This is a genomic window from Paenibacillus sp. SC116 (assembly GCF_024733555.1).
In the GTDB taxonomy this organism is placed as follows: domain Bacteria; phylum Bacillota; class Bacilli; order Paenibacillales; family Paenibacillaceae; genus Paenibacillus_B.
Genome location: NZ_JANIOF010000004.1, coordinates 70,023 through 89,478 on the forward strand (window position 1 = coordinate 70,023; position 19,456 = coordinate 89,478).

23 protein-coding genes are annotated in these 19,456 nt (G+C 42.5%); 18 read left to right on the forward strand and 5 right to left on the reverse strand.

Annotated features, from left to right (window positions below):
- Nucleotides 1-95 precede the first annotated feature (95 nt).
- The 4 genes from NQ117_RS16520 (at nt 96) to NQ117_RS16535 (ending at nt 3,840) form a co-directional block, all read left to right on the forward strand.
- Complete coding sequence (locus NQ117_RS16520) at nt 96-512, forward strand: hypothetical protein (protein WP_258279129.1); 417 nt, start codon at nt 96-98, stop codon at nt 510-512.
- 16 nt (nt 513-528) lie between these two features.
- Nucleotides 529-837 carry a hypothetical protein gene (locus NQ117_RS16525; protein ID WP_258279130.1) on the forward strand — a complete coding sequence of 103 codons (309 nt, stop codon included), beginning with the start codon at nt 529-531 and terminating at the stop codon, nt 835-837.
- A gap of 273 nt (nt 838-1,110) precedes the next feature.
- Nucleotides 1,111-3,003, forward strand: a complete 1,893-nt coding sequence (locus tag NQ117_RS16530) for an acyltransferase family protein (protein ID WP_258279131.1) — start codon at nt 1,111-1,113, stop codon at nt 3,001-3,003.
- 294 nt (nt 3,004-3,297) lie between these two features.
- Nucleotides 3,298-3,840, forward strand: a complete 543-nt coding sequence (locus NQ117_RS16535; RefSeq protein ID WP_258279132.1) for a putative immunity protein — start codon at nt 3,298-3,300, stop codon at nt 3,838-3,840.
- A 203-nt stretch (nt 3,841-4,043) separates the two neighbouring features.
- Here NQ117_RS16535 and NQ117_RS16540 read toward each other — a convergent pair whose 3' ends face one another.
- On the reverse strand, nt 4,044-4,496 hold the full coding sequence (locus NQ117_RS16540; RefSeq protein ID WP_258279133.1) for a VOC family protein: 453 nt from the start codon (nt 4,494-4,496) through the stop codon (nt 4,044-4,046).
- Between the two features lie 265 nt (nt 4,497-4,761).
- Here NQ117_RS16540 and NQ117_RS16545 point away from each other — a divergent pair, with 265 nt between their 5' ends.
- The 3 genes from NQ117_RS16545 to NQ117_RS16555 are packed head-to-tail and all read left to right on the forward strand — an operon-like array spanning nt 4,762 to nt 7,742.
- Nucleotides 4,762-5,520, forward strand: coding sequence for an ABC transporter ATP-binding protein (locus tag NQ117_RS16545; RefSeq protein ID WP_258279134.1), 759 nt, complete (start codon nt 4,762-4,764; stop codon nt 5,518-5,520).
- A gap of 19 nt (nt 5,521-5,539) precedes the next feature.
- Complete coding sequence (locus tag NQ117_RS16550) at nt 5,540-7,345, forward strand: FtsX-like permease family protein (RefSeq protein ID WP_258279135.1); 1,806 nt, start codon at nt 5,540-5,542, stop codon at nt 7,343-7,345.
- A 31-nt stretch (nt 7,346-7,376) separates the two neighbouring features.
- Nucleotides 7,377-7,742, forward strand: coding sequence for a YxeA family protein (locus NQ117_RS16555; RefSeq protein WP_258279136.1), 366 nt, complete (start codon nt 7,377-7,379; stop codon nt 7,740-7,742).
- Between the two features lie 233 nt (nt 7,743-7,975).
- Here the strand turns inward: NQ117_RS16555 and NQ117_RS16560 are convergent, their stop codons facing one another.
- Nucleotides 7,976-8,380, reverse strand: coding sequence for a YhjD family protein (locus tag NQ117_RS16560; RefSeq protein WP_258279137.1), 405 nt, complete (start codon nt 8,378-8,380; stop codon nt 7,976-7,978).
- A 163-nt stretch (nt 8,381-8,543) separates the two neighbouring features.
- Here NQ117_RS16560 and NQ117_RS16565 point away from each other — a divergent pair, with 163 nt between their 5' ends.
- Complete coding sequence (locus NQ117_RS16565) at nt 8,544-8,879, forward strand: hypothetical protein (protein WP_258279138.1); 336 nt, start codon at nt 8,544-8,546, stop codon at nt 8,877-8,879.
- Nucleotides 8,880-8,939: 60 nt separating this feature from the next.
- A complete protein-coding gene (locus NQ117_RS16570) occupies nt 8,940-9,449 on the forward strand; it encodes a Crp/Fnr family transcriptional regulator (protein WP_258279139.1) in 510 nt (169 codons plus the stop codon).
- Nucleotides 9,450-9,453: 4 nt separating this feature from the next.
- Here NQ117_RS16570 and NQ117_RS16575 read toward each other — a convergent pair whose 3' ends face one another.
- Nucleotides 9,454-10,650, reverse strand: a complete 1,197-nt coding sequence (locus NQ117_RS16575; protein WP_258279140.1) for an MFS transporter — start codon at nt 10,648-10,650, stop codon at nt 9,454-9,456.
- Nucleotides 10,651-10,831: 181 nt separating this feature from the next.
- Here NQ117_RS16575 and NQ117_RS16580 point away from each other — a divergent pair, with 181 nt between their 5' ends.
- Genes NQ117_RS16580 through NQ117_RS16590 form a run of 3 tightly spaced genes read left to right on the forward strand, consistent with a single transcriptional unit; the run spans nt 10,832 to nt 13,339 of the window.
- Complete coding sequence (locus NQ117_RS16580) at nt 10,832-11,413, forward strand: DeoR family transcriptional regulator (RefSeq protein WP_258279141.1); 582 nt, start codon at nt 10,832-10,834, stop codon at nt 11,411-11,413.
- A gap of 16 nt (nt 11,414-11,429) precedes the next feature.
- On the forward strand, nt 11,430-12,833 hold the full coding sequence (locus NQ117_RS16585) for a PepSY-associated TM helix domain-containing protein (RefSeq protein ID WP_258279142.1): 1,404 nt from the start codon (nt 11,430-11,432) through the stop codon (nt 12,831-12,833).
- 11 nt (nt 12,834-12,844) lie between these two features.
- Nucleotides 12,845-13,339, forward strand: coding sequence for a FixH family protein (locus tag NQ117_RS16590; protein WP_258279143.1), 495 nt, complete (start codon nt 12,845-12,847; stop codon nt 13,337-13,339).
- Between the two features lie 356 nt (nt 13,340-13,695).
- Here NQ117_RS16590 and NQ117_RS16595 read toward each other — a convergent pair whose 3' ends face one another.
- The gene (locus NQ117_RS16595) at nt 13,696-14,106 is read right to left on the reverse strand and encodes a GNAT family N-acetyltransferase (RefSeq protein ID WP_258279144.1); all 411 of its coding nucleotides are present in this window, start codon (nt 14,104-14,106) and stop codon (nt 13,696-13,698) included.
- A 196-nt stretch (nt 14,107-14,302) separates the two neighbouring features.
- Nucleotides 14,303-14,938, reverse strand: a complete 636-nt coding sequence (locus NQ117_RS16600; protein ID WP_258279145.1) for an acetylglutamate kinase — start codon at nt 14,936-14,938, stop codon at nt 14,303-14,305.
- A 175-nt stretch (nt 14,939-15,113) separates the two neighbouring features.
- Here NQ117_RS16600 and NQ117_RS16605 point away from each other — a divergent pair, with 175 nt between their 5' ends.
- From NQ117_RS16605 to NQ117_RS16630, 6 genes are all read left to right on the forward strand, one after another.
- Nucleotides 15,114-15,959 carry a DMT family transporter gene (locus tag NQ117_RS16605; RefSeq protein WP_258279434.1) on the forward strand — a complete coding sequence of 282 codons (846 nt, stop codon included), beginning with the start codon at nt 15,114-15,116 and terminating at the stop codon, nt 15,957-15,959.
- 29 nt (nt 15,960-15,988) lie between these two features.
- Nucleotides 15,989-16,513 (forward strand): YfiT family bacillithiol transferase, encoded by a 525-nt coding sequence (locus tag NQ117_RS16610; RefSeq protein ID WP_258279146.1) that lies wholly within the window; start codon nt 15,989-15,991, stop codon nt 16,511-16,513.
- A gap of 51 nt (nt 16,514-16,564) precedes the next feature.
- The gene (locus NQ117_RS16615) at nt 16,565-17,452 is read left to right on the forward strand and encodes a TIGR01777 family oxidoreductase (protein ID WP_258279147.1); all 888 of its coding nucleotides are present in this window, start codon (nt 16,565-16,567) and stop codon (nt 17,450-17,452) included.
- Between the two features lie 167 nt (nt 17,453-17,619).
- Nucleotides 17,620-17,898 carry a hypothetical protein gene (locus NQ117_RS16620; protein WP_258279148.1) on the forward strand — a complete coding sequence of 93 codons (279 nt, stop codon included), beginning with the start codon at nt 17,620-17,622 and terminating at the stop codon, nt 17,896-17,898.
- Between the two features lie 80 nt (nt 17,899-17,978).
- Nucleotides 17,979-18,314: a hypothetical protein gene (locus tag NQ117_RS16625; protein ID WP_258279149.1), complete on the forward strand. Its 336-nt coding sequence runs from the start codon at nt 17,979-17,981 to the stop codon at nt 18,312-18,314.
- 363 nt (nt 18,315-18,677) lie between these two features.
- The gene (locus NQ117_RS16630) at nt 18,678-19,445 is read left to right on the forward strand and encodes an RHS repeat domain-containing protein (protein ID WP_258279150.1); all 768 of its coding nucleotides are present in this window, start codon (nt 18,678-18,680) and stop codon (nt 19,443-19,445) included.
- The last annotated feature ends 11 nt before the right edge of the window (nt 19,446-19,456 follow it).

Below are 19,456 nucleotides of genomic sequence, written 5' to 3' on the forward strand. Positions count from 1 at the left end.
ACTCCCATAGTCAACTATGTAAAAAAGGAAGCATGTTGAATATTATGATTTTTTATGTTTAATTAAATTACATAAAACCAAGGAGTTGGAGATATATGTATCTGACTGCACAAAAAAATGTAAAAGTGTTAAAGCAATTAAAAGATATTTACAAACAGTTAGAGGACTTGTACGCATCCCAGCAAAATTTATCTGTAACGCAGCATAAAGTCAAAATAACAGAGATTCGCTCAAAATTACAAGCAGTCCTTCATTCTTGTGAACTGGAGGACTTAAAAGTCATATATGCAGTAGTTTCGATAGGATGTCATGAAAGAGGTGAACGACATTTCTACGCCAATAATACGATAGAAATTATCGAATTAGAGCTCTGTGAAAGTGAAGAGGAGTTACTAAATAAGCATAGTAAGTACATTGCATTTCTTAATGAAGAAGAGTTAAGCGATTATTTCTTATCCCAAGTAAGATTAACACAAGATTTAAATGAAGGAATGAAAATCTTAAAATTATAATAGAGGTGGTAGATTTATGATTGTTTCGATCATGATCCAAGATAATCCATTTTTCTATGACGTAATAGATGAAGTGGGGAATAATCTATATAAATTGCAACTTGAGTTTGGAAGATGGCTTAGTAAAATTGAGGGGAATCATCCATTTAAAATATATACAGAAATCATTGAAAGCAACGGAGAAGTGTCCTTTGCTGGCTATATGAATATATATGGTCCAGATGATTTTATTGGATGGATTAATGTTGAAAAATATTGCGAGAAAGTTGCAGTTAAAATCAAAGATTGTATCGATCTAACACCGGTAGCAACCATTCATTTTTGAAATTTAAAGGGATTACAGAGCTGACGAGATATGTGAATATGTATCAGGAAAATAACGACCGTTTATGATCTATTGATCTAGAATCGGTTGTTTTTTTGCTTACTATAACGAAGGTGACAAAGCCGTCATTAACCTTAATTAATTGATTCTGAACTGTAATAGATTCGTAACGAACCCTACATACACGCCGCATATAATAGAGTTTATCGGTATCCCCTATTATTAGGAATTCCACCATTCTATTACTTCTTAAGGGAGACAACATGAGCAATTATGAAATGGTTACATAAAAATTCAGCAAAAAACAATCTCTATCTACCTGGACTTGACGGTCTTCGCGCACTAGCGGTGCTTGCCGTTATTGCTTATCATATGAACTTCGATTGGGCTAACGGAGGCTTTTTGGGCGTCGGCATCTTTTTCACGTTGTCGGGGTATCTCATCACCGATTTGCTTCTGGAAGAAAATCGTCGGAACGAAAAGATCGACTTGAAGACTTTTTATATACGTAGGTCTCGAAGACTGCTGCCAGCACTCTTGTCCGTACTCGTCGTCACAGTTGCTTGGCTGACGGTAACGGATCCTTCACGGTTAGTTTCCTTACATAAAGAAATCTGGTCAACCTTTTTTTATGCAAACAATTGGGTTCTCATTTTAAGCGAGGTATCGTATTTTGATAGTTTTGGGCCGCCATCGCCATTTACGCATTTATGGTCATTGGCTGTGGAAGGGCGGTTTTATCTCATTTGGCCGCTCTTGCTTATCATCGCATTGCGATATCGTCTCACACGGGGCTGGCTGCTCACTTGGACTTTGGTTGCCGCAGCTATATCAGCTATCGCAATGGCTCTTATTTATGAGCCGGGCACAGATCCAAGCCGTGTCTACTATGGCACAGACACACGAGTGTTCGCTCTACTTATCGGTTCCGCATTTGCTATCGTCTGTCCTCGTCGGAAGCTTTCAAGCCAAGTTGGGCCCAAGATGAAGCAAATAATCGATATGGTTGGCGTGATTGGATTTATTATTATGATCTACATGCTGTTCCGTATAAGTGAGTATGATGATTTTGTGTATCGTGGGGGGCTTGTGCTGTTAGCTGTGGCAACAGCCATGCTTATGGCTGCGCTTGCTCATCCTGCCAGTCGCTTGAACAAGTTGTTCAGTTGGAAGCCGCTGCAATGGATTGGAATACGCTCGTACTCCCTTTATCTTTGGCATTATCCGGTTATTATGCTGACAAATCCCGCTGTAGATACGGATGGCTTCAATGCTGTCCGTTCTGTCGCTCAGATTATCGTGAGTCTCGTGCTTGCCGACCTGTCCTGGCGTTATATCGAAGAACCGATTCGCAAAGGCGCGATTGGCGTATGGTGGGCGAGACTGAGATCGAAGGAATGGACATGGCGCACAATCACGTGGCGGCAAAGGACGGTATCGGCTTATATTGCTGTATTGCTTATCCTTTTTGGCTTCGGCATGGGCTATCATGGTAAGGCGCAGCCCGTACAGTCCGCACCGCTCGTACCAGGTTCCTTATCATCAGAGACAGCGCTGGATAACTCAAGTTCATCACAGAAGCAGCCAGTAGAAAGTACACAGTCTAAACCGTTAACGCCGAAGAAGCTGCGGCCTGTAACAAAGCCTACAGAGCAGGCTAATCCTAGCAGCGGTAAAACGGAGAGCAAGTGGTCAGTAACTGCGATTGGAGATTCGGTCATGATTGACGTGGCACCTTACTTACAGCAACTGATCCCTGGTGCGCATGTTGATGCGAAGATTGGACGTCAAATGTGGGCACTGCCTGATACGCTTACTATGCTGCAAAGGAACGGCAAACTGGGAGATTACCTTATTATCGCACTTGGTACCAATGGTGTATTTAATCAGAAGCAGCTCGAAGCGCAAATTGATTCCTTACAGAATGTGAAACATATTATTCTGGTGAATACTCGGATGCCAGAACGTTGGGAACGTGCAGTAAATAAGAAGCTGGCGGAAGTCTCACAGGTGTATCCGAACGTTACGTTGGTCGATTGGTACGCTGCCAGCCACGATCAGGACGGTTACTTTGAACCTGATGGAACTCATTTACGCCCCAAAGGTGCCCAAGCTTATGCGGCATTGCTGGCGAGGGCGGTAGAGTCATTAGCAAAGGCCAGTTAGGGTGGAAATGACGTTTAAAAATTTTCGCCACAAGAAAGGATAGGCAGTCAGAGGTTATCTGACAACCTAACCTTTTTTCGTTAGTAGCAGAGAGGGAATCAAGCTTTTGGAGCTGCTTAATTCCCTTGGCTATATCTTATCTGCAATCTATATAATATCTATAGGCTGAGATAAAGTTATGTATTAGGCTAAGAAAATAAAGTTGTAGACTGGCTCCTGTTGGTTAAGCTAATGGGCAGTAATGTTGAAGAAGTAAATACGTTGCTTACAATATTGAAGGAAGGAGCAGATAAAATGAATATAGATGAATATGCATGGAATAAACATGAGCAAAGATTAAAAGAACAGACAGAATTTACTTACAGCAAACCTAAAATAAAGATATATGATAACAATGAATTAAGAAATAAAATCGAAGAAGAACTTGAAAGATTGCCACAGAAATTACTTTCTCAATGGGCTTTAAAAGTAGCAACTCCATACTTAGATTATCTTGATAACCATTTAAAAGATGACCCACGCGTAAATTTAGGAATAGAAACTTTAGAAAAACGAATAGAGGGAAGTATAAGAGCTTATGATTTACGAAAAGTTGGATTTACTGTGAATGAATTAGCTAAAGAGTCTGAATCTGACGTTAGTAAGTATTCTGCACGTTCATTTGCTCAAGCAATTGCAACTGGACATATGAGAGGACATGCTATGGTTAGTAGTGATTATGCAATAAAAGTAGTAAATACTTTAACTAATGAATCCTTAGATGCTTCAACAGATGAAAGGAAAAGACAGCTGAAGATAATAGAAGATTTGCTGATTGATGGGTACTCACAAGCATAATGAATAATCTAAATGAGCCCATAACACTGAATTAGAAGCTCAATACTTCCGATTTACAGGGTGATGGGCGATTTATGTTCTATTTAAGGCAGTGCAAGATACTGTTGTTTATCAGACATCATCGTCAGCTAACTCAACTGCCTTGCGTTCTTGCGTTCGTAAATCTTCTAAGTTAGCTGGGAGCTTTAACTTTACTTTATCACTTATTTATTATTGAGTTGTTCCGCCAAACCGATTAAAAGCCCTTCATGTCCACGAATGTAGCAGAGCCGATACGAATCTCCGTACTGAACCACTTCACCAACGAGCTGAGCACCAAACTTAGTGAGTCTGGCTACCATTTCATCAATGTCTTCAACGGTGAACATAACGCGTAGATAACCGAGGGCATTTACAGGAGCAGTTCGGTGATCTGATATAGTAGGTGGGGTGAGAAATCGCGAAAGTTCAATTCGGCTGTGGCCATCTGGAGTAACCATCATCGCAATCTCTACAGACTGTGAACCTAGCCCGGTTACGCGACCAGCCCATTCACCTTCGACAGTAGCTCGCCCTTCGAGCTTCAAGCCAATCTCCTCAAAGAAAGAGATTGCGTTATCAAGGGATTCTACAACGATGCCCACATTGTCCATTCTTAGTAATTTGTTATTTGCCATAGTTTTATCTCCTTATGTGTACAAATGTATTACCTGATCCTCTTCCTATTTATTCTATCAATAATTACTAATTCCATCCAAACGAATAACGTAGACGATGTCTCAATGAATTAGGAGTAGACTACTTATTCCGAGTCGTCTTTTTTGCTTTCTGTAACGAAGGTGACAAAATGGTAAGGTAACCGTCACGCTATTCTATGGTTGCTCACCATGAATTCCTGCACAATAGAGACAACAGCAAAACAAAGTGTAGGGGGATTTACAAATGCAAGCACCTGTCGTTAACATTCAAGACGTTAAAAAAGTGTATGGAAAATCAGGCGCGAATCAATCGTATGCATTGAAGGGCGTATCATTCTCAATTCAAGAAGGCGAATTCGTAGGTATTATGGGACCATCGGGTTCTGGTAAGACAACGCTATTGAACGTCATTTCGACGCTAGATAAAGCGTCGGACGGCATCATCAAGATTGCAGGCGTCGATATTAGCCAAATGAAATCAGGGCAGCTGGCGGACTTCCGTTCGCAGAAGTTGGGCTTTATTTTCCAAGATTTCAACCTTATTGAAAATTTAACGGTGTATGAAAATATTGCACTGCCGTTGTCCTTGCAAGGTGTTCCGTCTCGTAAGATTGGACCTAGCGTGCAAAAGGTAGCGGCAACATTAGGGATTGCTGAACTATTGCAAAAATATCCTGCGGAGTTGTCAGGCGGTCAGAAGCAGCGTACAGCAGCAGCGCGTGCACTCGTTCATGAGCCAGCGATCATCTTAGGCGATGAGCCAACAGGGGCGCTCGATTCCAAAAATGCGACGAGCTTGCTCGAAGCGATGACGAATCTCAATGAGCAGCACGGCGTGTCCATTATGATGGTAACGCATGATGCATTCAGCGCGAGCTACTGTCAGCGTATTTTGTTCATCCAAGACGGAGAGCTATACAAAGAAATTCGTCGCACCTCAACACGAGAGGTATTTTATCGCGAAATTCTAGATGTACTTGCCGACTTGGGCACACAAAAATGACAACAAAGGATGGGTCAGCATGTTAGTTAAGCTTTCAATGTCAGGGCTGAAAAGCAAGCTCAAAGATTATTTGGTGCTGCTTGTCGGTCTTGTCATCTCGGTTTCGATCTTCTATATGTTCCAGACGCTGGCGTTAAATAAAGCGTTTATTGAATCTAATTCAATCATTAGCAGCATTCAGTTTGTGTTCCACGCGGGTTCTGTGCTGTTAGCAGTTATTACGTTTTTCTATATATTGTACGCGAACTCGTTCTTGATGACCTTGCGGCAGAAAGAATTCGGTATGTACATGATGCTGGGGGCCAAGAAGCATAAAATTATGATGCTTATGTTCCTAGAAACGATGATTCTCGGTATTGTATCTTTAGTCATCGGGAATGCAATTGGGATTGGATTGGCACAGGGTGTCGGTCAAATGTTAATGAAACAGCTGGAATTTACGGCTGGCGGCTATAAGGCGTTCTATATGCCATCGCTGCAAATTACGTGTCTGTTCTTCTTGGTGCTGTTTATTATATCTGCTATTATGAACACGCTGAAACTGTCACGAATCTCTGTGTTGCAGCTCGTTCATGCGGAATCGCATACCGATCGCCCTGCTGTAAAAGGGAAAATGACAGTAGTGACTGCAATTCTGTCGATTATATTGCTGGCTATCGGGTATTGGGCAATGTTCAATATGGAGACGCTGCAGCAGCTAGGCATTATTATTTCGTTAATTACGACCACATCAGGTACGTATTTGTTGTTTATGACGTTCTTGCCGCTTATGATAGGTAGATTGAAAAAGAATAAGAAAAGAAATGAAAAAGGGCTTAATTCGTTTACGTATGCGCAGCTCAGCTTCCGTGTAAATAGCTTAACCAAAGTGCTCGCTACCGTAGCGATGCTGATCGCACTAGGTGCAGGTGCCATTACAGCAGGAATGGGATTCCAAAACAATGTAATGGTGACGGTAAATAGTTTTACACCTTACGATTTGGTCATTCATCAGCCAACGGAGCAGGAGAAGGCAGTCATTGATACGATTACATTTACAAGCAAGCAGCAGTACCGCTATAAAGTAGATAAGAAATACGTATATTATGTAAAAACGGACTTGGAGCAGCATCCTCCGTTCGCTCCGTATGGAGTAGGGAGAGACAGCTTTGGTCAGTACAAGCCTATAACGGAAGCAATCTCAACAGGCGTTGTGGAAAGCGAAAATTGGAATGACGCACTTCGTTTGATTCAACCACATTACTTGTATCTTGAGCAACAGGTACAAATTGTGGATGAACAGAAGTACAATCAGCTTCAAGCGAAAGAAAGCAGTGTAATTGTAGGTATATCTGATGATTTCCTTACCTACAAAGAGAAGTGGGCACAGCTGGATAAGATGCAGGCAGCTAAATATAATCTTTCGGAGATGGTATTGAGTAGTAAATATGCTTCGTATAGCGCCATGCATGGATTCTCCAGCGGAACGGTATTTATGGGCTTCTTCTTAGGGATTGCATTCTTAGCGATGATGGCGAGCAGCTTGATGTTCAAAATATTGTCTGGTGCAACGAAAGATACTAGCCGCTATCAAATGCTGCACAAAATTGGTGTGCGTCGTGAACGACTGGTGCGTTCGATTTATAAAGAACAGTTTCTCGTATTTTTGTTCCCAGCGATTATTGGAATTGCCCATGTTGTTCTCGGCATGGAGATGTTCTCATTCATATTGCGTAATCCATACGATCGCATTTGGGTGCCACTGACGATATTTGCGGTTATATACGCAGCTTATTATTTCATCACGGTTCAAATGTACAAGCGGATTGTTCTTCCTTCTAAATAGAAACTAACAACGAGATGAGGCAGAAAAAAGTATGAAGAAAAAAAGTATCACTATTATGATGCTGGTCGTGCTTGTATCGGTTTTAATGGCTGGATGCAATATTCAAAGACTAGGTGCAGACGAGTATTACGTGAAAATTACAGGCGAAGGCAAGATGGAAGATGGATTCCGTTATTATACGCTGAAGGGCTATGATAAAGATGGTACAGAGAAAGAAATTACCTTCGTGAGCCATAAAGAAGAGAGTAAGGGCAAGCTTAGAGAAGATGCCTACCTGCGCATCTATGCAAAGCCAAAAGATAAATCGAAAAAAGAAATCAATGAAGTGACATCGTATGAAGAGGTTAAAGCAGATGAGCTTCCGCCGAAAGCGAAAGAAAAGCTGGATGCACAATAACCTGAATATAAACCTTTCATTTTAGAATAGATGAGAACGAACAATCGGCTATTCTAGAATAAGCGTAAATGGGGCAGGCCGAAATGGTCTGCCTTTCGCTGTTTGTTGCTTTTATTGATGATGCTCTTACTATTGGTTTCTCAATGATGTTCTTTCTTAGTACTGATCTTCTGGTCAGTGTTAGTGTTCTCGTTGTTCTTGCTTATTGCTGTCATTTTCGATCTCGTTAGAGGCTAGTGTCCTGATTCTACAGAGACAGGCAAATGTAAATAGCGCTTCAGCAAGCTTGTCACTTCGGTACGGAGCAGCCCGCGCAGAAGGTAGAAGGAGTGCTCATAGCCTTGCACGACATATTGCACACGTATGCCATGAGATTGGCGCTCTTCATCCAGAACTTTAATGCCAGTGCGGCGAAATTGGGCACGGATACGGGATAAATCTGCATGGGCTTCATCCTGAGCGCGACGCAGTGATTCCACGTATACATGCGCCATCTTCAAGGCAGAGTTTCCGATGCTGGCGATGTCGCGCTCCAGCACATCCAAGACGAGAACGGCGATCATATACTGTTTGACCGTCATCTTATGTTCGGTGCGATGTGGAGCAGTCTCCTGAGGCTTGGGAGCTTGATTGGCCAACTTATTTCTTCCTCTCTATTTGGGTATTTCAAATAAATAAGAACTAATGTTCTTATTTATATCCAATATAACGAACGAATATTCGTTTAGCAATAAGAAATTGATATGGTTATAATTGGATTGACGCAAATGAATCTGGATGCGTTATCGTTATAGGAGGAATGTGAGCAATTTAACAGATAATCAACAGATAGAGACAAAGGATGAGAAAGAAATGAACAACGTACAATTCCAATTACAATCGCAAGAAGGGGACACGGCTGTTTATCTATTTCAAATGACGAATCATGAGAATGAGCAAGTAGAAGGAATGTTTGAAGTCAATCTTCCTGCTTATTGCAAGCTGAGTGAAGAGGGAGCCGAGGATGCGGAGCAACAAGCTATTTATTGGTTGACCCCGATTCAGTCAAACGCTCAGTATTGGAGCGGGATGAAAGTCTTTTTCCGTGTGTATAAGCATTATTTGGAGCATGGTGCATACATAGGCAGCAGCGAATAAGAGGCAATTCTATATAACGTATGAAATCGATAAAAGAATGGATGGAAAGGAGGGGGACGCTTGCGACTAACGTTACATCGAGGAGAAGTGTTATTTCGGCAAGGAGATCCGGGAACGTATTTATATCGAATTATGAGCGGCGTGTTTAAAGTAACTCGTTTGCATGAGAATGGGAATATATTATTGTTCAATTTATTATTTCCTGGAGAAATCGTACCCCATCATTCCTTACTGTCAGCGAAAGATTGTCATGGTACGGCAACCGCTCTTACGACAAGCGAGGTGGAGCGCATACCAGCCGACGACTGGTATGCAGAGCTCGCGAAGCAGCCCGAAAAGGCCATTGAAGTAGGCAGAGTATTGCAAGATAAGCTGCGCTTTATGCAGCAGCGCATTGACCATTTGACGATCGGTTCACCAGCCGAGAGGCTGAAGCTGTTGCAGCAGTCATTAAGCAGCTATACCGAGCAGAAACCGCTCACGGATATTCTCACGCAAGAAGAAATTGGGCAGTTTATCGGTGTTCGTCGGGAGACGATTAATCGCTTGTTAAGAAATGATTTGGAATAAAGGGTTAGGCAGAAGGCGTTCGATGTACATGTGCAGACTTGTTGCTTGCCATCACATAGATCATGATGGCCATGGATAAAGTAATCAAGCCAGCAGGGATCCAGAAAATGTTCGGTGTAACGCCATCGATAAACAATGGCAAATGGTAACCAATCAGTGTGGCCGTTTGTGATAAGAAAATGTACAGGCTGGCACCGAACCCTGCACGATGCAGAAACATGCGCTGTACATAGCCCATGCCGACCCCATATAGAATCGATACAAAGACGGAGTATATCGGCTGCACAAAGAAGAACATTGTCAGAGATGTGCTCCAGCTGTATACGAGATACGTAATAAGGGCGAACATACTTCCGAGCAGAATAACAGACTTATATCCGTACTTCACAGCCCAATAGCCAGCAGCAGTCATAAACAGCAGCTCGAACACTGCTTGAATACTCCATAAATAAGACATGAGCCGCGGATCGCCAAATAACTCATGGACGACGAGCGGCAAATACAATCCTCGAATTGCATCCGAACAGCTCAACAACAAAATGGCAAGCAGCATCAGCAGAGAAAAGGGTTCATTTGCGTTTGAACGAACCTGCTGGGCTGAGCTGTCCGTTGTGACTTCCTTATATAAGAGCAGCAGCAAGCAGAGTGCAGCATATCCAGCAAGATTGCCCCAAAGCACCCCTTGAAATGTCGCAAGCAAATAGAGGTTGGCACCAAGCAGCAGGCCGCTAAAGAAACCAATACTATAGGTTGCCCGCAGCCATATTTGCGCCATTTCTACGATGGTTGGTGCTTTGCTCGTAAAGTGATTGCGTGCCATGGCGAATAATTGCCCGAAAATTAAGCCTGACGGAGATACGGCTACTATCATTCCAATGAGTGCAGAACTGTAGCTGTCGGCATTCATATATAGGAGCAGTCCTATTATACAGAGCAGAGAGGCTATGACCGGCAGCAGCTTCTTCCGTTTCATCTTGTCACTAATTAGTCCGACGGAGATCGTCGTCAACATGTTAAGAAACAGAGAAATCGCAAAAATAGAAGTTATCTCCTCCTTGCCAAGCCCCACCGAATCTTGCAGGTAAATCGCGTTCATCGGCGCTAAAATACCTGTTCCTATTCCATAGATGAAGAGCGTTAACAGTAACGTTCTTGCCCCTTGAATATGTACAAATGATTTCAAATCCTGCCATACGCGCATAGCTGCTCCACCTTTCTTATTTCTCCTTATTTGTATGCTGCTGATTGCTAAGTAACGGGAGTGATTTATAACATTTTTCAACAAAAAACCACATTTTGTTCTTGCCTTTATCCTATTTATGCCATAATCTTATCTCAAGCCAATAAGTGGAATTGGCTAGATAGGAGGTGAATAGTCAACGATGCTGCCAATTGAAAGAAGACAACAAATTTTAACATGGGTTGAGCAAGAAGGTAGTTTGCGTGTGTCTGACATTAGCAGTCGATTGGATGTATCGGAAATGACGGTGTATCGCGATATTAAGCCCTTAATTGATGAGCAGAAGGTCATTAAGACATCGAATGGAATTGCTGCGCTGCCTCATCGAAATACGGCTGCCAACGCGGTGCCTACCTGTACGTATTGCTACAAAAATGCGAACACGAGGTACTCCGTTAAGCTTATCACGAAGAACCAACAGATTGAACATACTTGCTGCGCGCATTGTGCACTGCTTCGTTATGAGGATGTCGAGTGTGATGTGATTCTTTGTCATGACTTTTTGACAGACACGACGATTAGTGCCAAGATGGCTACTTTTTTGTTCCATGCAGATGTAAACATCAATTGTTGTCAACCAACGATACTTACTTTTGATTCCTACCAGCAGGCAGTGAAGTTTCAAACGGGCTTCGGTGGGGAAATTTATCGCTTTGAGGAGGCTGTCCAAACACTAAAACAACAAATGCACACACAATCGTGCGCGAATCGAAACCATTTATAAGGGGGAATATCATATCGTGGAAGCGAACGAAGCGTTTCAGACTAATGCTGTGTCCGTGAAGACGAAGCCTAAGGCGTCTTTCTATCAAATTGTATGGAGATGGCATTTTTACGCAGGATTGTTCGCTGCACCATTTCTCATCGTGCTTGCTATAAGTGGAGGTGTTTACTTATTCAAGCCTCAAATTGAATCTATGCTGTATAAAAATATGTATTACGTGGAGCAGCCATCAGATGACTCACCCGCACTTGCTCCATCCGCACTCATCCATTTTGTACAGCAGATGCATCCAAATGGGCATATCAATTCTATTACGTTTTATGATGACGCAACTAGAACGGTAGAAGTTGGCATGAGTGAAAATGACATCGCCTCTTCTGTATTTATAAATCCATATAGCGGTGAAGTTATGGGCTCTCTCGTTAGCGGAGAAAGATTTACAGATATTTTTGTGAAAATGCATAGTGAGCTCATCATTGGTGGGACGGTTGCCAATTATCTCGTCGAGTTAGCCGCATGTTGGACCATTATATTGCTGCTGACAGGCTTGTACATGTGGTGGCCAAGAAATAAAGCCTCTATTTGGGGGACGGTACTGCCAAGATTGCGTCAAAAAGGGAAAGTGTTTTGGCGAGATATGCACGCGGTACCTGCCTTTTGGCTGTCGCTGTTTATTCTTATTTTAGTAGTGACAGGGCTTCCGTGGTCTGCGGTAACGGGTAAGCAGATTAGCAACCTAGCCACATCTACGAATACAGGCTACCCACAATATGCTTTGGGCTCTGGTGCAAAGCCTGAATCGACCTTAAAGACGAAGGACGTTGCAAAGGGTGGCCCATGGGCAACAGAGAACTTGCCTGTTCCAACTTCAGTGGCTAGTAGTTATGTTCCCTTGACGATTAATGAGGCAGTAATGATTGCAGATGGGACGAAGCTAGAGAAGCCATATCGAGTCACTATGCCGAAAAGTGAAACAGGCGTGTATACGATCACGACAACGCATGCAGTTCCAGGTGGAGAAGCGACGCTGCATTTGGATCAGTATTCGGGAGCTGTATTGAGTGATGTGCGCTATGCAGATTACGGCATTATGGGAAAGGCGATTACAATAGGCATAGCTTTGCATGAAGGTCGTTTGTTCGGTGTTGCCAATCAATTGCTCGGACTCATTACTTGCTTGGGCGTGATTGGTATTGTCATCAGCTCTTTCGTGATGTGGCGCAAGCGCAAGCCTCAGACGAAGCTAGGTTCACCGCCACCGAGCAAAGATAAAAATCGAACTAGAGTCGTGTTTCTCCTTATGCTCGTCATGGGCGTGTTAATGCCTTTAGTAGGGATTTCGATTATCGTCGTCTTTGTACTGGATCGATTCGTGTTATCGCGTATTAAACCAATAAAAACGTGGTTGCATGGAGCTTAGGAGGCATCATCATGATTAAAAAAATTACAGTTGGCATTATGCTGGCACTAGTCCTAGTAAACGTATCTGCCTGTACAGCTAATACAGAAACCCAGAAGAAGCAGCATGTATCCAGCCAGCTGAATGCGGAAATTATTACGCCTGAATCAATCGCTTTGAAGCAGGAGACGGTACTCCAAGTGAGCCTTACTAATCAGAATGAACCTGTAACAAAGGCAGATCTCGTTCATTTTGAAATCTGGGACGCGAAGAATGGGCGAGGCAAAGAGGGCAGTCAAATGCTTCCTGCTGAGCATGATAAGGACGGGCTCTACACCGTGAAAGCAACGTTCGAACAGAAAGGTGTCTACTATGTGCAAACCCATATTTCAGTGGGTGAGCAGCATGTGATGCCGAAGAAGCAATTAATCGTTGGTGATATATCCGAGGAAGAGCTGAAAGCCTTGCAAGACGAGTTGCCCAAACATGATCTAGACACATCAGGAGGGCATGAAGGTCATCATTAATGATGAGTTCATTCGTAATGATGATGAGGTATTTTCAGATGTGAATCGGGATCATACTTTATAATGAAATTCCTGCGATTCTGCATCCTTTTCTAGTCCCAAGTGGCCCTCCATGAAAAAGGATGCAGATGTGCATGCTTATCCGTGCAAAAGTGCCAAATTCTCTTGATATCAGTTAAATGCCTGCATCTGAGCAGGCATTTTTTAATTAGCGTCTATACCGGATAAAATACCTGAATATTTACATGTATGTTCAAAACACTACGACAAAATCGAAATTGAATGAAGCACTGTTGAACAAAGAATGGGCTGCCTACGCATTTGATATGTAAGCTTTCGAACCTGATGCCAGTGGTCTATAGCTTTTTAGTGAAAATAATTTCTAGAGCAGGATCGATATCCATTAATAAACTGCCGGAATCTTTGTACCCTAGCTTACGGTAGAAATGCTGCGCCTCTTCATTGGATTGAGAGGAGGTCATCACTTGATTGTGCCCCATCGTTCTCATTTCCGCTTCCCAAAACTCGACGAGCTGACGTCCATACCCTTTATTTCTGTAAGCATCATCAAAATAAAGCATATTCATAAACGGGAAGAGGTCCCAGAAGTACCCATATCGCAGCCAGCCCACTGTCTCGTTTTGGTCATTTATCGCTACAATGAACTCCTTGTCTTTCAATTTTCTCATCATCAACGACTTACACATATGCTTGTCACGTTCAAGGATGAACGGATAGTAGCTCTCATCTGCAATCTCAAATCTCATTGTAATCCCCTCGCATTATGATGTTGGTTAGCTAGTAAAGCAGTTTAATATGTAAAAATAAAACTATGAAAATAATACCATGAAAATATGAGGTAAGCGATACGATTCTTTTTCTTAGTGAAAATAGAGTTTGAATAAGGATGAACAAGCCACAAGCCCCCTTAAGGTCAGAGATTGGCCTTAAGGGGGCTATTAATTACGAAGTAAAGACGGAAGGAAACTGTTGGATCAATCCATTGGAAAACATATCGGCCATTAAGAGGGCTTGTTTCTCAATTTCATCGAAGTCTGCGATATCGGCAGCGTAGTCTTTGGTGAGTCGGTGCGCAGCTTCTGATTTGGTTAAAGCCAAATGCTCATAGAACATCTTTTTCACTTCTTCTTTAGGCCAATACGGATTAATACTGCTGAAAAACTCAGCAAGCTGATCAGCATTGGCATACCATCTCTTTTCCGCATCAGCCGTTTTTGCGCTATCTCCAGCTTTGGCTGCCTTTACAAGCTCAGCAGCAATGACGAGATGGTCTCGGAACAAAGTTTCAAATCTGGAAGCAACCTTGGAGCCATAGAAATGTCTAAATACAACTGCCATATCTGGAACATTGCGCAGAAGTCGTTGGGTAACAGCTGCTTCATCAGCCAACCCTTCAGCTATGCTAATAATCGTCATTCTCGTCCAAGCAACATGCTGCTCCCAGAGCGTACGCATCAGATTCATGAGCTGAACAGCAGAGGTGCTGTATCCCGATCTCACCCACGTCTGAAACGTATGATCACCTTCTGCTCGGATAGGGTACTGGTACACAGGAATCCCTATTGGATACATATACATTAGGTTATCTCCTTTAGTTTTTTTACAGCATATGAAAGGACATTTCTGTGGGTGAATGTCATGAATTCTTGATCTATAAAAGCTATTTATTGGTAAGGTAACAGAATAAAATCGAACGATAAGTGAATTTTTGGTAAAATGGATACAACAAGTGAATACACACGCATTAATAAAAATGATTATAGCAATGTCTATCTTTGGCTCAGTCGGCTTCTTTTCGGTACAAACTGGGATACCTGCGTTGGAGCTCGTATTTGTCCGATGTATATGTGCGACGATTTTTCTAAGTCTGGCTTGGTACGTGACAGGAAGCTATAAATCGGAAAAGTGGAAGTCAAAAGAAGTTGTGCAAGTTTTGTTCTGCGGGTTGTTTTTAGTGTTAAATTGGGTATTTTTATTTAAGTCATTTGAATTAACGTCCATTACGATTGGGATTACGATCTACCATCTTGCGCCTGTTATTGTGCTTGTGGCGGGCAGTATCTTTTTTAAAGAGAAGATTACCATATTTGCTGCACTGTCTGTCGTTACATGCTTTGTCGGCACGGTGCTAATCGTAGGAATGGAAACATCGATATCGTGGGCTGACTTGATGTCATCTGGGCTCCTTTGGGCCTTTTTAGCAGCGGTATGTTATGCGGTCTTGATGATGCTTGGAAAAGGTGTGCAAGAGATGAGTTCGTACACAGTTACGTTTTTGCAGACGGCATTAGGTATTATCATCCTTCTACCTTTCGTTAATTTTGCCGAATTTCATGATCTCACTGTGGCAAATTGGTTCTATATTATCGCAACAGGCATTATCCATACTGGGATTGTTTATTTACTATTCTTTGATAGTTTGCGTGAGCTGCCGACAGCTGTTATTTCGGCCTTGGTCTTTGTTGATCCGGCAGTTGCCATTTTGTTGGATATCGTCATTACAGGCTTTGTACCAAGCGTCATTCAGGGAGCCGGAATTGTTCTTATTTTTGTCGGCATGGTGTTTGCGGTTAAACAGCCATCAACCAATCATAGTTAGCTAGTTTATAAGGAGCAGGAGGCGATTAGGTGGACAGACAATATCCCGTAGGAACGTTTACTTGGGAAGGAATCATTACGCTAGAACAGAGGCAGCAGTGGATTACAGAAATTGAGCATTTGCCAACGAAGCTGCGAGCGCTTGTTCAAGGGCTGAACGAACAACAGCTAGAAACTCCATATCGGGAAGGTGGCTGGACGATTCGGCAGGTCGTGCACCATATTGCGGATAGCCATATCAATAGTATTACTCGCTTTAAGCTCGCATTGACGGAGGATGTGCCAACGATTAAACCTTATGATGAGGCGAAATGGGTGACACTTGGAGATTCGAACGATGTGGATGTTGAGGTGTCACTTGCTTTAATTGAAGCATTGCACAGGAAATGGGTCATTTTGTTACAATCGATGACGGATCAGGACTTCCAACGAGCGTTCTATCATCCTGATTCCAAGCAGGAGATTCGTCTTGACTATAATGTTGGCCTATATGCATGGCATGGCAATCATCATGCCGCTCACATCGAGCTGGCAAAGCGGGATATCGGGATGTAGAAATAAGTTCGAATCGTCATGCACCTACTAAACAGGAAATGAGTGATGGAGATGAAGAAGAAAGTTGTTATAGCTGGCGGTACAGGGTTTATTGGGAAATATTTCGAGAAGCAATTCCGCAGCATGGGACACGACGTAATCATCATTTCTAGACAACCACATCATTTGGCATGGGACAACGAGCAAGGAATTATAGAAGCATTGAATCATGCAGATATGCTTATCAATTTGGCGGGCAAGTCTGTAGACTGCCGTTACAATGATAAGAACAAGCAGGAGATTATTCGTTCTAGAACGAGTACGACGAATCTGCTCGGTAAGGCTATCCTAGCATGTTCCAATCCACCTTCCTTGTGGATTAACTCCAGTACGGCGACCATTTACCGGCATGCGGAAGATCGTCCGATGAGCGAGGAAGGTGGAGATATTGGTACGGGCTTTTCTGTCGATGTAGCAAAGCAGTGGGAGGAAGCGTTATTTTCCTTTCATCTACCTGCTACACGGCAAGTTGCGCTGCGAATTGCAATCGTACTAGGCAAAGATGGCGGAGTGATGACCCCGTTTAAGAACTTAGTGCGTTTTGGGCTAGGCGGTGTTCAGGGCTCGGGCAATCAGCGCTTCAGCTGGATTCATATTGAGGATTTATTTCGGATTGTGATGTTCTTGCGTGAGAACGAAGAATTAAGCGGAGTATTCAATTGCTCTTCTCCACACCCGGTAACGAATCGTGAGTTGATGGAGCAGCTTCGCAAGACGATGAATGTGAAAGTTGGACTGCCTTCACCACGATGGCTGCTTGAGATCGGGGCTGTTGTTATTAAGACAGAAACGGAATTAATACTGAAAAGTCGCTGGGTAATCCCAGAACGGCTGGAGCAGTCAGGGTATACATTTAAGTATGACACATTGGATAAGACCCTTGCTGATTTATTAACCTGACCTCATACATCCTAAAATAAGTATTTGCGCTCATACTGCCCGTATTCGATTTGTACTACACCTGCTTTATGTTGTCAGTCCTCACCTCAGTGATTACACATGTTTCCATTCCAGCAACTTAGAACAGTCTTCATGCAAATCTAGCTATTCGTGAAGAGGTGATCAAGTTGAAGCGAACATTGTTGCAGGCCTTCATATTTTCGATTCTTGTTTGTGTACTTTACTACGGTATTCAAATAGGAGTTGGCATGTACAAGACCCTTACTTATGTACCTGAGATTCAAAACCAGTATGAGAACGTTGAACACCTACAGCAAAGAGTCACTATTGGAGCGGCAGGCAATTCTATCGATGGGCTGATGTTTTTTAGTGGAATCATTCTGATTAGCATGGTTAGCTTCATCGCGGGCAAGCGCTTGTTTCAGAAATTTAGGGGAAACAGGTAGAGTGAATAATTAAATTCTTTATATAACAGGGAGACATTCGAAACGTTGAGTAACTTGTGTTGGAGTATTAGGAGGTTGTAATGGAACGAGTCATTGTAAAAGCGGGATTATACGGATTGATACTTGGACTACTGTTTTCTATTGTATATTATCCAGATGTAATAACGGAAAGGCAATCGATGGGAGGATATTCGAGTTACGAAATTCCGCTCAGGGAATATGTACTCCAAGTGCTGCGCAATGCCATTAAAATCAGTTTTTCGGCGATGATCGTGATGGGAATTGTTCAAATTTATAAGTGTCTTCCGAAAGCAGCGTACTCAAACAAGCAATTTATATGGGGCGTTGTAAAGTCATTCCTTATTGGCAGTATTATCTTTTTTGTTATTTTTTCCTTGATTGGTATGTTGACTTGATTTTGTTCATCTACTTAGAAGCTGCGGCGATCACTTCCCTATCTGCCAGTGGGGAATGGTCGCCTATTTTTTTGGAGTTATATTTAGTAGTAGTATGCAATTTATTTCGAAATCAATGATCATGTGTAATATTCTTCAAAAATCGACAAAATTCTTTTAATAAGATGTAAAAACAAGTAATAAAGCACTATGTTTTTAATCAATAGGGATAATATTATTCCTTCATTTCATTTTAGTATAATGAAACTATTGTCATATTATCAAGGAAGGGATCGTTCTACGTAATATATGAATAAATGCTTAATCTATCATATATTTGACTATGACAAGAAACGAATGAACAAGAAGAAAGGAGTATGAAGTATGAAACGGAAATTTATAAGTGCATTTGTATTGGTTATTGCAGTAGTCAGCTTATTTCAGTACACCGGCTTAGCGGCATACGTGGCTCAGTACACCTACGATGCGGGAGACCGATTAATTACAGCATCATCCAAGGAGCATGGTGAAACCTCCTATCAGTATGATGCAGCAGGCAATATTTTGCGTGTCAGCACAGCTCAGACGGCGGCGGGAATCTTAATCAATGGGGATTTTTCAGGCGAGGTGCTTCCTACAGGGACGGGTCAAGGTTGGAATAGTTATGCTACGGAAGGGATTACAGCGGCTTATCAGGTCGTAGCTGAGCCTATCACTTTAGCGGTAATACCAGAGATTCCAGGTGGAGTAACCCAATCTGTCTATCAAGCCGTTTATCAACCTGCTAGTCCATACAGCCAGATGATTCAAGTTAGTTCATCGCAAGCGGGCGGCGCAAATATTTATCAGGATATATCCGTATTAGGCGGTGCGACGTACAGCTTAAGCGGCTGGATGAAGGCAGAAATATTGAGTAATGCGGCGGCACAAATGGTAGTTAATTTCTATGACAAGGACAACAAATATGTTAGCCATACCGTTGCCAGAAATATGCTGACTCCAGAAGACTGGTCACATGTACAAACTGAACTTAAAGTTCCAGAACACGCAGTCAAAGCGCGGCTGCATCTGCAAGTATTACTTCTAGGTGACAATGGATCTGCGCTTGCGAAATATAGCAATGTAGCAGTTCAATTGTTAGCGACACCATAATGGAGGCATCT